The 15,482-nt window shown below is 49.9% G+C and carries 11 protein-coding genes and 1 tRNA gene; 6 read left to right on the top strand and 6 right to left on the bottom strand.

The annotated features are described in order from the left end of the window. Positions 1-48: 48 nt before the first annotated feature. Positions 49-1,320, bottom strand: a complete 1,272-nt coding sequence (locus tag HRU79_09440) for an asparagine synthetase B (GenBank protein QOJ26854.1) — start codon at positions 1,318-1,320, stop codon at positions 49-51. Between the two features lie 98 nt (positions 1,321-1,418). On the opposite strand from HRU79_09440, the gene ybeY reads away from it, so the two are divergent. The 5 genes from ybeY (at position 1,419) to HRU79_09415 (ending at position 4,536) form a co-directional block, all read left to right on the top strand. Further along, entirely contained in the window at positions 1,419-1,823 is a 405-nt protein-coding gene (gene ybeY, locus HRU79_09435; GenBank protein ID QOJ26853.1) for an rRNA maturation RNase YbeY, read from the top strand. Then, on the top strand, positions 1,820-2,278 hold the full coding sequence (locus HRU79_09430) for a DUF494 family protein (GenBank protein QOJ26852.1): 459 nt from the start codon (positions 1,820-1,822) through the stop codon (positions 2,276-2,278). The genes ybeY and HRU79_09430 overlap by 4 nt, the downstream gene beginning before the upstream one ends. Positions 2,279-2,314: 36 nt before the next feature. Then, positions 2,315-2,388, top strand: a tRNA-Arg gene (locus tag HRU79_09425). Between the two features lie 973 nt (positions 2,389-3,361). Further along, a complete protein-coding gene (locus tag HRU79_09420; GenBank protein QOJ26851.1) occupies positions 3,362-3,652 on the top strand; it encodes a transposase in 291 nt (96 codons plus the stop codon). After that, a complete protein-coding gene (locus tag HRU79_09415; protein QOJ27311.1) occupies positions 3,649-4,536 on the top strand; it encodes an IS3 family transposase in 888 nt (295 codons plus the stop codon). The genes HRU79_09420 and HRU79_09415 overlap by 4 nt, the downstream gene beginning before the upstream one ends. A 318-nt stretch (positions 4,537-4,854) precedes the next feature. Here the strand turns inward: HRU79_09415 and HRU79_09410 are convergent, their stop codons facing one another. The 5 genes from HRU79_09410 to HRU79_09390 all read right to left on the bottom strand — a co-directional run bounded on the left by HRU79_09410 (position 4,855) and on the right by HRU79_09390 (position 13,622). Beyond that, complete coding sequence (locus HRU79_09410; GenBank protein ID QOJ26850.1) at positions 4,855-5,301, bottom strand: RHS repeat protein; 447 nt, start codon at positions 5,299-5,301, stop codon at positions 4,855-4,857. Between the two features lie 51 nt (positions 5,302-5,352). Next, positions 5,353-9,972 (bottom strand): hypothetical protein, encoded by a 4,620-nt coding sequence (locus HRU79_09405; protein ID QOJ26849.1) that lies wholly within the window; start codon positions 9,970-9,972, stop codon positions 5,353-5,355. A 205-nt stretch (positions 9,973-10,177) separates the two neighbouring features. Further along, positions 10,178-11,761 (bottom strand): tetratricopeptide repeat protein, encoded by a 1,584-nt coding sequence (locus HRU79_09400; protein ID QOJ26848.1) that lies wholly within the window; start codon positions 11,759-11,761, stop codon positions 10,178-10,180. 166 nt (positions 11,762-11,927) lie between these two features. Further along, positions 11,928-13,109 carry an alpha/beta hydrolase gene (locus tag HRU79_09395; protein QOJ26847.1) on the bottom strand — a complete coding sequence of 394 codons (1,182 nt, stop codon included), beginning with the start codon at positions 13,107-13,109 and terminating at the stop codon, positions 11,928-11,930. Positions 13,110-13,208: 99 nt separating this feature from the next. Beyond that, positions 13,209-13,622, bottom strand: a complete 414-nt coding sequence (locus HRU79_09390) for an OsmC family protein (GenBank protein ID QOJ26846.1) — start codon at positions 13,620-13,622, stop codon at positions 13,209-13,211. A 307-nt stretch (positions 13,623-13,929) separates the two neighbouring features. Between HRU79_09390 and HRU79_09385 the strand changes: the two genes are divergently transcribed. Then, a complete protein-coding gene (locus HRU79_09385) occupies positions 13,930-15,300 on the top strand; it encodes a DEAD/DEAH box helicase (GenBank protein QOJ26845.1) in 1,371 nt (456 codons plus the stop codon). Positions 15,301-15,482 lie beyond the last annotated feature (182 nt).

Genomic DNA, 15,482 nt, shown 5'->3' with positions numbered 1-15,482 from the left:
GGATGCAGGCAGCTATGAAACGTTATTAATAGCCGGTTACAGGTTCGATTAGGTCTTCTGCTTCTTTTTTTTTGCAGCAGGAAACAGGATATTGTTTAGGATTAAACGATATCCCGGACTATTGGGGTGGAGCGACAAATCGGTTGGCGGATCGCCGACTGCATGACGGTAGTCCTCCGGATCATGTCCGCCATACCACGTAAACGTCCCTCTGCCCACATTACCGTGGATATACTTCACTTCGTTTGTCCCTTCACGTTCAGCCAGAATGGTAACACTCTTTTTAATGTATTCTTTTCGGAATGCAGTAGTTTGTCCGAGGAAACCACGAAGAACATTAACATGACACTGCGTGAGCATTGTTGGAACAGGATCGTATTTAGCTGAGAAATCGAATAACGTAAAGTAATCAGTTTTTTCGGTTGCAAGAACCCGGTTGATGTCAACATCGATGTTACTGAACTCATACTCATACGGATTCATTTCGAGTGAGAAGTTTTCGAACGCAAACGTCCGCGAAAAGTCGAGCTTATTATTTGCCTGTGGATCGGCGGGGTCACCATCGAACATTGCCTCGCAAATATCAACTCCTTCGGTAGCCAGAGCAATATCGTAGGTGTCGGTAGCGCTACACATTGCGAACATAAAACCACCGGCCGCAACATATTCACGAATCTTATCAACCACGGCATGTTTCAACTCGCTCACCTTTGAAAACCCCAGTTTTCGGGCTGTGTTTTCAAGGAGAGCCACCTGCTGAATGTACCATGACTGACCTGCGGCGCTGGCATAGAACTTGCCATACTGACCCGTGAAGTCTTCGTGGTGCAGGTGCAGCCAGTCGTATTCACCAAGCTTTCCCTGCAGCACCTCTTCGTCCCATAGTTTATCATACTTGACTTCGGCAGATTCCATCACCATGGTAACGGCATCGTCCCACGGACGAAACCCCGGTGGAGCATACACTGCAATTCGTGGTGCTTTTTCAAGGCGGACCACCTCGGTGTTGCTGCCCTCGGCCTGAACTTCTGCCAGTATCGTTGTAGCGGCAGCTCCATCAATGGTTGAAAAGCTCACACCCCGAATTCTGCATTCATTTTCGAACTCGGTACGAGCATCCAGCAAAAAAGAGCCGCCCCGGTAATTCAGCAACCAGTCAACCGGCACGTCCTTAGTGAGTGCCAGAAACGCAATTCCGTACGCCTTTAGGTGATTTGTTTGCGTAAGATCCATTGGGATGAGCATCTTCTGAGCTGTAGCGGTACTTGCCGCCAGGGTCAGCAGAATCGTACATAAAAGGCCAGTCACTCGTGCTCGCATACACGCAATGTACGCATTATGCGTGAGTGTATTTTTGGGACAGCATATTTTTCACAACTGAAGGCTGCTTACGGCAGAAGCCGCGGGCATCACAACACATGGTAACCCTGACAAACGCATCCGGAATCGCATACAAAGGCAGGGACTGCATTATCAGCAGCGTCCAAAACGTCATGCAGGCCGAAGGGCTAATTGGCAGGATTGACATCATCCTGGTCACCGACAGGGAAATCAAAAAGCTGCACAAGCAATGGTTTAACGACCCTACTGTGACTGACGTTATTACATTCCCCATCGAACCTGAGCCCCCTATCCTTGGAGAAATCTACATCTCGGCAGAAACCGCGCGTAGGCAGGCATCAGCCCATAATGTCACACTCAAAAACGAATTATGCAGGCTTGCCGTACACGGAGCCCTGCATTTAGCCGGTTATACCGACAAAACAATTTCGCAGCGGACGCACATGCAAACGCTGGAGAATACGTATATTGCATGCCAATGACCGATCGTTACACTGTTGAACGCATAATGGAAATCATCGCATGGGTTGTGGAAAGTCGCAAACCCATTGTGTCCATTGGTACCGTAGAAGTCACCGAGCTATCTGAAAGGGGCTATACGGACGGTGAAATTTCTGCAGCCCTATCGTGGATTATTGAGCGTGGTGGCAGCCTTACCTCGCACGCCGACTGCGGATCGTTCAGGATGCTTCACGCCGTTGAAGCGGAAGTCATTACAGCGGAAGCATGGGGTTTACTCATAAGCTACCGTAACCTGGGTTTCCTTTCGAATTCCGACATCGAGCAGATTATTGAACGCTGCATGATCATGGCCGGTGAAACGCTGATAGATATTCCTGAAATACGCGCTCTTGTTGCTGTGTTTGTTATGCATCAGGGTCCCCAGCAGTTAGACGGAAGCCGTAAACTTCTATCGGGCAAGGAAACCGTAAACTGATTTACGATACTGCTCTCGTTGAGTACATATCATTACGGCCTCGTAGCTCAGCAGGATAGAGCGACGCTTTCCTAAAGCGTGGGTCGGAGGTTCGAATCCTCTCGAGGCCGCAAACAGGTGAATTCGTGCAAACGCCATCAAGCATGAATAAACCATTTTCACCTGAATTTTATCACACGTGGCTCATCTATTGGACAGCATCAGTGCTTGCACCTGTGCACGCGTGTTTTAAACTTTCGCCCGGTAAATTGTCAGCATTTGGTTTCTGCGGCTGACTTTTGTTACCCCCACTGACGAACATTACAGTGCCAGTGGTTACCTACCCCGACCGGCTGGCACCATCTCAGAGATCAAGGTCAATATGGCTTTTTACAGCAAGAGGTTTCGCTTCTCAACAGGAATCCCGATCGACCCATAGTGTGGGGTGGCAACTGCCAGAAGGCAGATTCAATCGGGCCCCACCCCCTCCGCCACGCATGAATTCGCTGAATTCTGACCCAACCATGCACCAGTTTGTGGCGCAAAAAAGAGGTGGCCTTTACAACAACAAATCCTTATATACGGTTTCACACAAACCACCCCACACAACCGAACCACGGTTTTAATTCCAAACGGACGGACTACGCGGCCCTTCGGGCCCCACCCCCTCCGCCACCACCATCATTCTTCACCACTTACCACTACAGCCCGGCCGGTCGGCTGCGGTGTGCAGCCTACGTAAAATACCTTAGGAATTCTGATGCAATTGCTGTTACGTATAGTGGGTAGAAGACAGGAAAGTGTGACCACGTTCGTACAGTTTAGTATCGGGTTTTACAATGTTTCGTGTGGGCGACGACATGGGGTCGTTCATACGGGGTTTCATACCCACATTACGGTTTAACACAACCGTTCTGCACTACCGAGGCACGTCAATATCTCGAGCGGACGGACTACGGCCCTTCGGGCCCCACCCCCTCCGCCACCACCATCATTCTTCACCACTTACCACTACAGCCCGGCCGGTCGGCTGCGGTGGAGTGGTCCTGAAAAAGTGGACACTACGGGGAAGGTGTAATTTTCCAAAAATCTAAGGAAAGAGCAATGAAACATCCACCTCGCATTTATGATGAAGCATTTAAACGTCGCGCCCTGGAGATGGTAGCTGCGGGACGTACGCTGGCCTCGGTGGCCCGTGAGCTTGGCATCGACGTCAAGCGACTATCGTACTGGAATCGTACGCTTGGAGCTGCAGCAGCTGCCGGGCAGAAGACACCTGACGAGCTTGCCGCCGAAGTACGGGCCTTGCGTAAGCGCGCTGAGCGTGCAGAAATGGAACTGGCCATTTTAAAAAAAGCGATGTCGATCTTTGCCGCTCCGCCGGGAAGGGACTGAAATACATGTTTATCACCAACCACCGGCACTGTTGGCCGGTGCGCCTGCAGTGCTATGTGCTGCAGGTGAGTGCCAGCGGCTACTATGCCTGGTTAAAGCGACCTGAACCTCAGCTTAGTGACGATGAGCGCAAGCTGGTGCGTGCCATGCGCGAGATTGATGAGAAGTCCAACCATACCTTCGGCAGCCGCCGGATGTACAAGGAACTGCGGCGAGGCAACCTTGTGGCAGGCCGTCACAAAATGCGCCGGCTGATGCGGGAAGACGGCATCCGTGTCAAGCGCACGCCCAGGCGTGCGTTGGTGCAAACTACCGACTCGCAACATCAGCACCCGGTGGCCGACAATCGACTCAATCGCAACTTTACCGTCACGAAACCGAACACCGTCTGGGCTGCCGACATCACCTATGTACAGACCAACGCTGGCTATGTGTACTTGGCGGTGGTGATGGATTTGTTCTCGCGTCGCATCATTGGCTGGCATCTGTCAGAGACGATCACGCAACAGCTCACCATCACGGCACTCTGGAAGGCCTGGAAGAACCGTTCTTATGCCACCGGCATGCTCATTCATAGTGATCGCGGTTCGCAGTATGCTGCCACTGGCTACCGCCAGTTTCTGACTGACTACTGCAAAGCAACACAGAGCATGAGCCGCAAGCGAAACTGCTGGGACAACGCACCAGTAGAATCCTTTTTTGCCACGCTCAAGACCGAAGAATTCAACGACATCAACTTCGTCGATCTCGAGCACGTCCAGCGTCAGGCTGCACACTACATCGAGAATATCTACAATCGCAGACGATTGCATTCAACACTTGGATATACAACCCCCGTTGACTTTGAAAACAACGACGTTCGTAATCAAAAACACCTACACTAATATGTCCATTTTTGTAGGACCACTCCAGTTTCGTGAAGGGCGACCACACGTGCAGGCGACCACACGGGGAGGGCGACCACACGTGCAGGCGACCACACGGGGAGGGCGACCACACGGGGAGGGCGACCACACGGGAAGGGCGACCACACGGGGAGGGCGACCACACGTGCAGGCGACCACACGTGCAGGCGACCACACGGGGAGGGCGACCACACGTGCAGGCGACCACACGTGCAGGCGACCACACGTGCAGGCGACCACACGGGAAGGGCGACCACACGGGGTCGCCCCTACGGGTTCACATGTCGGATGTGTTGCTTAATCTTCGCTCTTTACCATTGTGGCAACATATATGGCGGTTCCGTTTGCTGCCCTTACAGCATACACACCCGACGGGATGTTTTCCATGTCAACCGTGATGGTTTTACCTACATTCCCATATTTCTTTGTTAATACAACTTCGCCGGTAACGGAAACAAGCGAAACATTAACGGTACCAGCGGGTAGATTCCTGAGGACCAGTTTGTTGGTAGCGGGTACGGGCATTACTGAAAGCCTCCCGAGGGTTTCAGCTTCAGTAACTGAATTTACTACATCGGTTTTAATCCTGGTGATATTACCATTCTTGTCGTACGTATATCGGGTTTCCATGCTGTTTTCATACCGCACTGCAACCAGACGTCCGGCATCATCATAAATATAGGTTTCGGCATTTATGACAGCCGTGCCGAGAAGAACTGCTGTAAGTATGGTTAGTAATTTCATTTTAGTGTCCTTTGTGTTTTCCTGGTACTAATGTTTTTGATAATAACCGATTTACTCGCCGGTCCAGTATTCTATGAATCCCGTTATAAAGGCTCCCACATATTGGATTGCAAACGGAACGTTCGGATTGTAGGATCCACGCCCTGTAGGGTTGGGACCCAGCGGCTGAGGTTGTGACGTTGCGTTGCCTGAGCCAGGTGCTCCCTGTCCACCGTTGCCCGAACTACCACCGGATGCAGCCTTCGAACCCCCACCGGGGTTGGTTCCTGTACCACGCACACGCGTACCGCCACTTGACGGAGGCTGACCGTTGCCACCTATTGAACTTCCGCCGGATCCGGGAACAGGAGATGCGCTGCCGCCATTTGAAGTACCGGGAGCTGAGGCAATGGGCTCGGGTGCCGGTGGCGGACCAAGTAAAATGCTGTTCAGCCTGGCTAGCTTCTCAAGAGCTTCGTTAAACTTCTGCTGGTCAGCCTGGCGTCTTGCTTGTTCTTCCTCACGCTGCCTCGCAAGACGCTCCTCATCGGCTTTACGTCTTGCTTCGGCTTCTTCGCGCTCGGCACGCTGTTTTGCAAACTTCTCCTCAAGCTTGCGCATTTCGGCATCGTATTTATCTTGAGTTTGTCGCATGCTTTCTTCCAGACGCCGGTTACCTTGCTCAATAAGTTCATCTGCCTTACTGGTAATGGGAGCGGGAGCTCGTCCTGTGAAATCAGCCCAATTAACAGGGTCACAGTATGCATACGAATGCTGGCTAATCCGTTGCGGATGTATGCTTCGGTCAGGATCTGCAGAAATGAATCTGCCAGCTCCAGGAAGGTAGGCCCTGCCCGGCGTGATATAAAGGCTTGTTGTAAAAGTGATCATGCCCCCAATTGCACCAAAACGTAACGGAACAGTATTGTTCCCCTCTGAATTCAATATTGTACCGTAGGCAGAGTACGCAGAGCGACTCGTAATACTTCCACTACCATCAGTATACATGACTGCATTGCCCTGATGATCGAAATGCGGAAATGCTATTTGTCCACTGGCGCTGTCAACAGCATAGGCAAAGGTTCCGCCCGGAGTTGGGATGATATATAAGGTGCCCAAAGGTCCACCAATAGCACAAGGGAATCCGTCTCCAAAGGCATCATTCCATACAAAGTGAGCGGAAATGCCTTCCCCGCGAACCTGAATTAACCGACTAAACCCGTCATACGTTAAATCCAAATCAGCTCCTCCGCCAATCGCAGTTATCTGAGAGGCAGCATTCCAGGTAAATTCGGTGTCTCCAATCTTGGTTGGCCTGCCGGCTGCATCGGGCTTCCATGCAGTAATGGCATTGCCGGCATCAACGTTCAATACTAACTCGCCGGCTTCAGGGGCGGCCGGAAGATGACCAATTCGTTTAGCCGATGCAATTCTGGTACCATTGTACTGGAGCTCGATCAAGGCTTCGGCGCCATCGGCAATAGAAATGAGTCGTCCATCTTCATCGTAATCATAGATAGTTTCCTTGCCGTTCGATCGAATAATTTTCGTTAACTGTCCGTCATCGTCATGTTCATACGATACAAAGCCCCCTGTCCAATCTGAAATCTTAGTCAAACGTCCAACGGCATCGTAAGAATAACTAACAGCCTTTCCTGGCCCCAGAGTTAGTTCCGTGAGCCATCCGTTAGCATTATACTTCATGAGCATACCGTTACTCATGACCATACGTCCATCTTTGTCATAGGCAACGGTATCATGTTCCGTACCGATTACTCTGCCAAGAGCATCCCGCGTAAAATGATACTGCAGGCCATCAGAATATTTCATGCCTGTTAGATTGCCGCCTGCATCGTAGGTGTTGGTGCATGACCCTAATGCTCCGGGCAGGGATACTGATAATAACTTATCTCGAGCCGAATAGCCGTACGATATTTCTCGTTGTGCCGGATCCGCAATGCTGATGCATCGTCCGAATTGATCGTACTTCCAGGCCCAGATTCCACCGTTGCCATCTGTTACGGTGGTAAGTTCACCTGCTGCGTTATAACCATAGTCAACGGCAATGTTGGCACCAATCAACATACGGGCAACATTCCCCCTCTTATCATACTTGAGGGTAGTGTTGCGACCGGATGACTCCGTTAACGATACGATGCGTCCGCACTTTTCATATTCAAATGCCGTAGTGCTCCCCATTTTGGACGTGACGCTGGAGAGAAGGTTAAAGTCATCGTATGAAAACGATGTTTTCCGTTCTTCAGGCGTAGTAACTTCTGTTATGAATCCGGATTCATCGGTTTCAATTTGGGTTACCGAGCCGTTACGGTCTGTGATGCTATTCAGATCTCCATTCTTCCCGTACCCCAGTGTTATGCTTTCCCCCATCGGATCTGTTAACGTTTGTAACCTTCCTGCCTTTGTGTATGCCAGCTGCAGCTTTGATGTTGAAGGAAGCGTAACAGATACAAGCTCACCACCCTTACCATACTTATAAATCGTAGTACTTCCCAGTGGATCAGTAACAGAGCCTATCGTACCATGGGGCGAATATGTTAGTGCGGTGGAATGACTCATCTCATCCGTAAACTTCGTCACCCGTTGCATGGCATCGCGTTCATAGGTACGTACAGAGCCATTATCATCCGCCCTTAGTATGTTTCCAACATCATCGGTCGTAACCGTGATGGTATTGCCGGATGGTGAACTAATACTTTTCGGATGTCCTGCAGTGTTGTAAGCCATTGTCGTTGTCCTACCCTCCGGATCGGTTAACGTGAGGATATTGCCATAATCATCATAGGTTGTTGTCCACACTGCTGCGTTTTCGTCTGTAACGCTGATGCAGAGCCCCCTGTCATTGTATGTATAGCTTCGGGCTGAGCCATCCGGGAGTGTAACTTTCTTTACATCGTAAACGGTAGCGCCATTCCAGGTGCGTTCTGCGTATTCAAGCGTTGTTGTTCCGTCCGACGTTGTAATACTTGCCAGCCGGCCGCCTGCATGGTGTGTTAAGTCGGTACTTGTTCCGTTAGATGATCTAAGTTTTTCAGGCAACCCATTTTCATACTGAATTTCCATCGTTCCGGATCCGTTGGTGCCAATACTGGTGACAAGGCCGTTGGCATTCATCGTATGGATTTCTTTTACGCCATCGGGATCGGTGAGGGTGGCTGTTCCTTCAGTCCAATTATATGACCACAGACTACCGGTTGCATCGATTTGTGTTTTCACTCTGTGATCACCGTCATACGTTAGCTGCAACAGGGGTTCAGTTTTACTGAGGCCGAGGGTTGCGATTTCACCGGGTTGTGACGTGTAACTGTAATACATTGTTTCGCCAACAGCATTCGTCACTGATGCAAGTTCACCTTTCGAAGTATAGGTGTACGTAACTGTTTGTTGCGAACTCGACGCGCTAAGAATCACACCGTTATCATCGGTTTGGAATACGATTGTATGTCCAAGGTCATCATAAACTGAATCAATCCTGCCATTCGACCAGGATACGTGAACCGGTATTCGTCCATTATCTTTCTTTATTAGCCGTCCATGCAGGTTAAACCAGTACTGAACGTGTCCCGGTACGTCGGTCAGCAGCCATCCTGTTACCTGCTCCTGAAGATTAGCAACCGCCTCTCTGCCCACAGCCTTCCATGCACCACCGTCCTTTGTAAAGCCAAGTCGCCTCCCGTCGCTCATCAGAATTATTACATTCAAGGAATCCCCAACCAGCAAATCATTAAACGTGTGCTGCCAGTTTGGGCCCATTCCGTATGGGAATCCTCCGTTAACAAGACCACCATCGTAGCGCCGTGTAAATTGGAGTAAGGGGCTAGAGGCAACCGAAACATCCGTTGGGGCGTCATACACGAACTGTCCGCTCGCTGTGGCAACGGGGTCGCCGAATACCGAATAGTATGAGCATACCGAAGCAGTGGCAGAGCTCCCTGAATCAGCGGGAGCAAGGAAGGGGGTTACAATCACATATTCATAACCAGACGGATGCAGCTTATCGCATTCATTCCATCGGAACTGAAACATCGCTGCCATCGGTTGGGGATCCTTTGCACTAACAGTGAATGTTATGCTTTGTCCATCCGAAACTGTTTGTTTCGTCGTTGGAGAAATTTCGTACCACGAGTTCTGGTTGCCGTACGGATCGATCTCATAACAACAGCCCTTTGGTGCCGTAAATACAATCTGGTTGTTGCCGCCACCGGCGTACAGCAGTATCCCCTTAGGGGATCTGGTAGGAGCGGGACACTCCGGCGGTTCCATAACTGTTACGGTAATCGAGTCTTTCTGTAGCCCCGTCTGATTTACCGGACTATTGGCATCTACAACAATGGTATAGGTACCCGCCTCTGTTGGAACAAACTCTTCTTCTGGCGTCACTGTTACTTCCTGGCCGGGACCAACCGTTGTTGTTCCTGATGTTGAAAACCGCAACAACCGTTGTTTGGCAAAGTAGACATTCAAGTGCCAGTTCACTCCGCCTAATGAATACTGCATATTCAAGTTCAGGAGGATGAAATACATCATCAACCGTTGGCCGACAACTAAATTCTGCAGGTTCTGGGCATAAATCCTGGGTGATCCAAGTTCGCCGGCGCGGACGGTTACCGGACTAACAAAGGCAAAAAGAAAACAGACAAAGGAACTCAGCGCAAGAAGTTGAATCTTCTTCATATACCCTCCGGATACTTATGGTAGATTAAGGAGTAACTCACCAGCCATGATCATCCAAATTCAATTTTCCCCTACCAACGGTGAGCTCCAGCAAACTTCGTGATAATAGTAATACAGTGTACCCGGACAAAAAGGTGACAACTGAAAACCGACCGGGTAGGCCGTATGTGCTGCTATGACAGGCTACATACCTAACTGGGTACGGCTACAGTGACGCCAGATAGACCGACAAGCTGACTTCATTTGTCAGTTGAAGCTTTTTACGAATTCGCTGACGGTACTTTTCAATGCTGCGTGGCTCAACTCCCAGAAGGCTGGCCATATCCTTTGTGGACATTTCGTGGTGGATTAGGACACACACCCTGCGCTCAGTGGGAGTAAGGCCGGGATGCTTGGAAATGAGTGATGGTAACTGATTACCCTGCACGTGCGCAAGCTCTGCCTCCAGTTCAAGCCAATGGTCTTCGGTTTCAGTGACGCGCTTCAGTCTAGCGGATACCTGACGCAGCTTTTCTGACACCTCACGTTCGGTGCTACGACCAGCCAGCGACTGCAACTCGAACCGTGCGGATTGTATGACTGCTGTCTGCTGTGCAACAGCCATAGACATAGCAACCGCCTTCTTATGCTCCTCCTTTAGCGCTAACTGTAGTTCTGCGATCTGAGTTTCAGCCTGTTGTCGGCGGGCTTCCGACTGTTCAACTGCCAGCTGTATTTGCAAGTTTACCACTTGCTGATCGGCACGTGCATTAAACAGCTCTCTGTCAAGCTCGTGCCATCGTCGAAGTGATTGTAAGGCTCCCTTTAAATCGCCGGTGAGCTCCTGAATAATCGACAAATCTCTGTGCACTTGTGCTTCCAGTAATTTTAGTCCTGCCTTCCTTGCGCCGGTTAAACTCCGTTTCAGGTGCTTCATCGCCTGGGTAACATCATGCTGCTTATAGGTGGTTTCACAGAGCACCAGGCCCAGATTGCGCAAAGCAATCGTCATCTGTACTGTTAGCCGATGTTGTTTTGCAAGTTGAAGGCAGAGGGAAAAACGCTGGTGTGCATTCTTGTAATAACTTTGTTTATGGGTGGTATCGGCAAGGTTGAGGTAATCTACACCAATACTTTCAACTATTTGTATCCTAATTTCCACACTGTTATGGGTACAATCATCCAGGAGTTTTAGTGCATTGCTGTACTGCTGAAGTGCTTCATTATACTTTCCAAGCTTACTAAGGCACATCCCAACTCCACGAACTGCCTGTGCTTGTTTTTCCTTATTATCAATCTGCTGATAAATGTCGGCGGTTTTTCTAAACCACTCAAGTGATGTAGTATAGTGCTTCAGGTTAAAAATCACAGTTGCGATATTACCTGAGATTACACCTGTTACATCAGTATCTGCAGACTCAGAGCATGTATTCCACACTTTCATGAAAATGTCAAGGGCGTCATTGTGCATGCCAAGTAGCATCATGCACCGGCCGTGTACAATGCTTAGTGATTGTTTGGTGGAATTGGGAATATCATTCGAAAGGCCTGTGATTGCCCTCAGAACGTCGCGAAGTGCAAGGTCACATTTACCGGAGGATTCGTACAGGTGCGCCCTATATGTTAGAAGTCGCAAGCGGAGATCACGCCATTTACCTTTGTCACGTGAAATGTTTTGTATGTGCCGATCTGTCTGGGCAAGTAACTTGCTCAACTTGAAAAAGGTACGTTCTACTCCGACAGCAGGGTCCGTCTTCAACGATGCAAAGGCAACCTCGGCCCGGGTAAATTCTGATAGTCTGCCTGACATTGATAGTTACAGTTATTGCTAAAATATCAATAACCTGACCATCATCATCATGATACGCAGAAACATGCTTACACTATCAGTACATCGATTGCATGATTTCTTATGAACTGATGGTAAAGCGCTTCGGCTTTCTAAGCTCTTGCTTCGGTCGTTATCTTCCGACCAGCTATCTGCCGATAACGGCAACAGGAATCCTGTGGATAGTGGTATTAACGGTAATCTGAAGGATGTACATGCCTGGTGTACACTCCGGCAGGCGGACAAGCAGAGTTTCACTACCAGCTTGATACACAGTACTGCAGTTAGAGTTTGTACCAGATACTGATATTAAAACAACACTGTGTGGCGGCAGCATATCGGAAATGGGAACATAAACATCTCCACCACTTGATACGGGATGCGGATAAACCGTCGCTGGTATTGCTGATGGAAAGAGGTCAAGAACCTTGGTTGGTGACGATGCAAGATTAGCAAGGTGTCCCACGAAAAATCTATAGCAACTGTCAATCAAGATCGGGTCATCATCCAGAGAGTGGCCAACGCCGGGGAACAGGAGAACGTCGGTTTGAATGCCCTGATTACCGGCTCTACGATTAATGGCAGCGCCTCCGCACAGATCAAATCCGAACTTACTTGGACCACATTCGAACGGTACGGTTTTATCCTTCGTACCGTGAACAGAAAACACTGGCGGGTCACCAGGTTCAATAAAGTTTGTATCAATCGTTGCCCCCCAGCATACAACCAACCCATGCACGGTACTCCGTTCGCCAGGTGTCCCAGAATTCCCTTCAACATTTCTTACCGTTGCATCCAGATTTGGCGGTACCTCATCATCCTGTAGTATTGCTGCCTGCACAATGCCCAAGCCCCCTGCCGAAGTACCAACTAAATAAATATGTGATGTGTCGATACCATATTCCATGGCATGCCTTCGCATAAAGCGTACCGCTGCACGTACGTCCTGTGCGCAACGGATGCTTGCCTCCCACATGAGTTTCGGATCGGACTTGCTTTCTACCCCCAGACGATATTCAACCGACGCTGCCACAAAGCCGCGACGGGCCAGGTCAGTGCCCCAGGTCTGAAAATTCTCTCCTGCCTTACCGCCACCCGTGAAGCCTCCGCCATGCACCAGAATAACCAAGGCTCTGTTTTTCTGGGTATCACCCTCAGGCTGGTAGATGTCCAGCAACAGCGTTGTGTTTGTACCCACATAATCCGGTGCAGCACCGTACACAATATCGCGGCTTACGGTTGATGTGGCAAAAATGGGGCTATGGTACCGCTGTGCGCTGATCCCTAAAGCAGCTATTAACAGTAGTGTTATGATGACAACAATTCGCATCGGTTCTCCATGGTTTCGTCGCCACAAAATCCACAAGTTCGGGAAGAGTTACAGCATTATCCTGCGACCAGACACCGTGGACTCCGGCAGGGATTGCACCTACGACTGATACACGATTTCATGCGTGATGTTTGCCGCCTTAGCAAGCATGGCGCTCACTCCGCAGTATCTGGTAACACTCAGCTCAACGGATCGTTCTACCTTTTCGGCATATTCCTGCGTGGTTCCTACCTCGTACACCACGTGGATATGCGAATACACCTTGGGATGCTCTTCAGTCAGCTCACCGCTTACCCGAATTGCCAGACTGGTGTATGGCACCCGCATCTTGGTAAGCAGCGAGGCAACGTCCATACCTGTACATCCCGCCAGTGCAGTAAGCAAGAGTTGTTTTGGGCTTACTCCATGCTGTGCTCTGACCGACTCAGGGCTTGCCAGCTGTATCTGCTGTGATTGCTGGGTTGCGATAAAATCAATTCCGTCCTGCCATTCGGCTACTACCTGATGCTTCACTGTAATATCCTTGTTTATTTATTAATACACGTGACTTGGTTGGGTTTTCTCTAACGATTGTCGGTTGACTGACATATACCATCAACCATTTGTGCAAATATCAGCTAAATGCCGTACACTTGTTTGGTACCTACATTACACTATTATAGCCTGGTTTTGCGTATCTTTGTCGTGTTGTACAAGCGTACAACCTTTTGCAGCCCCTTTCTCATGCCCGTTTCGTTCTGATTTGTGATCAACGGCAGTAGACGGAGAGTCCGTCGCGCGAAAGAAGTTGCCGTTGTTTACATAATTTATTTTCAGAACTATGTCTTTTTCCTCTATGGGGCTTGCAGAGCCCGTACTTACTGCTGTGCGCAAGGCCGGCTATACTTCTCCCACCCCTATTCAGCAGCAGGCTATTCCGGTAGTTCTTAATGGCAGCGATGTATTCGGCTGCGCACAAACCGGCACCGGAAAAACCGCTGCCTTTGCACTGCCGATCCTTACCCGGCTGTATCAATCCAAACCACGCCGAGGTACAATTACCACCCTGGTACTTGCGCCTACGCGCGAGCTGGCAGCACAGATAGCTACCAGCTTTCGAACCTATTCATTGGGACAAAAACTAACCACCCTGGAAGTGTTTGGCGGAGTGTCTATTAACAATCAGCAACGGATGCTCAGGCGTGGCGTTGATATTCTGGTGGCTACTCCCGGACGTTTGATAGACCTGATGGAACAGCGGATGCTCACGCTCAACAATGTTACTACCTTGGTTCTTGACGAAGCAGACCGGATGATGGACATGGGCTTCATGCCACAGGTAAAACAAATCCTTAAGGCTGTACCTCAGCAAAGGCAGACACTGTTCTTTTCGGCAACCGTACCCAATGAAATCGTACAGCTTGCTTCCACCATCCTTCACAACCCGGTTCATATCTCAGTCACTCCGCCGTCCACGGCTCAACCAACCATCGCACAAGAACGTTTCCGGGTTGAGAAAGAGCATAAACGCGAGCTACTTGCTTACCTGCTGGATAAACGGCTTACCGAGAGTGTGCTGGTATTTACGCGTACGAAGCATGGGGCCGACAAGGTAGCTCACGATCTTGTCAGACGGGACATCCGCGCTGATGCAATCCACGGCAATAAAACTCAGGCTGCCCGGGAAAAAGCGTTGGCTAACTTCCGCAATGGTAAAACCCGGGTCCTGGTTGCAACAGACATCGCTGCGCGCGGCCTGGATATCCAGCAGCTTCCCTACGTTGTCAACTTTGACATTCCGGAGTCAGCCGAGACATACGTACACCGTATCGGGCGAACCGGGCGTGCCGGTAAGGAGGGTACTGCCCTTCTGTTCTGCACGCCAGACGAAGATTCGGCGGTAAGAGCAATCGAGAAACAACTTGGTAAGTCAATAGAGCTTATTAGTGAGCAGCCTTACCACGTGGTTGTTCAGCCTAAGGCTGAACAAGTAAAGAAATCGCATCCTCAAAAGCAGTCGCGTACATCACCTGATGGTAAAACCAGGCCGTCCAAATCGCGCCGGTCAAAGTCAGGACAGCAATCAAAACGCGGTGGCTCCGCTAAGGAAGCACAGGCGGCCAGGAAGAACGGTGCACCTGCCAGTGGCCATAAAGCCACTACAACCCCTTCCAAGAGTAAGCCGGTGTACCTTTCTGCGATATTGCAGTAAGTGGCTCTGGCTATAGAATAGAACTCGGACAGAACAAATAGTGACTATACGATTTTACTGATTTGAGTACAGTGTACGTATTTTGAGTCGTCGCATGAGACTGTTTCAAAAAGTGTGTCAGTACCGTTAGATCAATCTGCGTGAAAACCTGCAGTAGATAGAAACACTTTTGATTTCGAGTC

The sequence above is a fragment of the Ignavibacteria bacterium genome (assembly GCA_015709655.1).
Classification (GTDB): Bacteria; Bacteroidota; Ignavibacteria; order Kapaibacteriales; family Kapaibacteriaceae; genus OLB6.
Note: the sequence above shows the minus strand (reverse complement) of the source record. Positions and strands in the feature narration are given on the sequence as shown.

What these genes read in the sequence shown, in the direction of transcription:
- HRU79_09385 (QOJ26845.1), top strand. Translation starts at nt 13,930, where the DNA reads ATGTCTTTTTCCTCTATGGGGCTTGCAGAGCCCGTACTTACTGCTGTG.
- HRU79_09395 (QOJ26847.1), bottom strand. Translation starts at nt 13,109, where the DNA reads ATGCGAATTGTTGTCATCATAACACTACTGTTAATAGCTGCTTTAGGG.
- ybeY (QOJ26853.1), top strand. Translation starts at nt 1,419, where the DNA reads ATGGTAACCCTGACAAACGCATCCGGAATCGCATACAAAGGCAGGGAC.
- HRU79_09420 (QOJ26851.1), top strand. Translation starts at nt 3,362, where the DNA reads ATGAAACATCCACCTCGCATTTATGATGAAGCATTTAAACGTCGCGCC.
- HRU79_09430 (QOJ26852.1), top strand. Translation starts at nt 1,820, where the DNA reads ATGACCGATCGTTACACTGTTGAACGCATAATGGAAATCATCGCATGG.
- HRU79_09405 (QOJ26849.1), bottom strand. Translation starts at nt 9,972, where the DNA reads ATGAAGAAGATTCAACTTCTTGCGCTGAGTTCCTTTGTCTGTTTTCTT.
- HRU79_09410 (QOJ26850.1), bottom strand. Translation starts at nt 5,301, where the DNA reads ATGAAATTACTAACCATACTTACAGCAGTTCTTCTCGGCACGGCTGTC.
- HRU79_09400 (QOJ26848.1), bottom strand. Translation starts at nt 11,761, where the DNA reads ATGTCAGGCAGACTATCAGAATTTACCCGGGCCGAGGTTGCCTTTGCA.
- HRU79_09440 (QOJ26854.1), bottom strand. Translation starts at nt 1,320, where the DNA reads ATGCGAGCACGAGTGACTGGCCTTTTATGTACGATTCTGCTGACCCTG.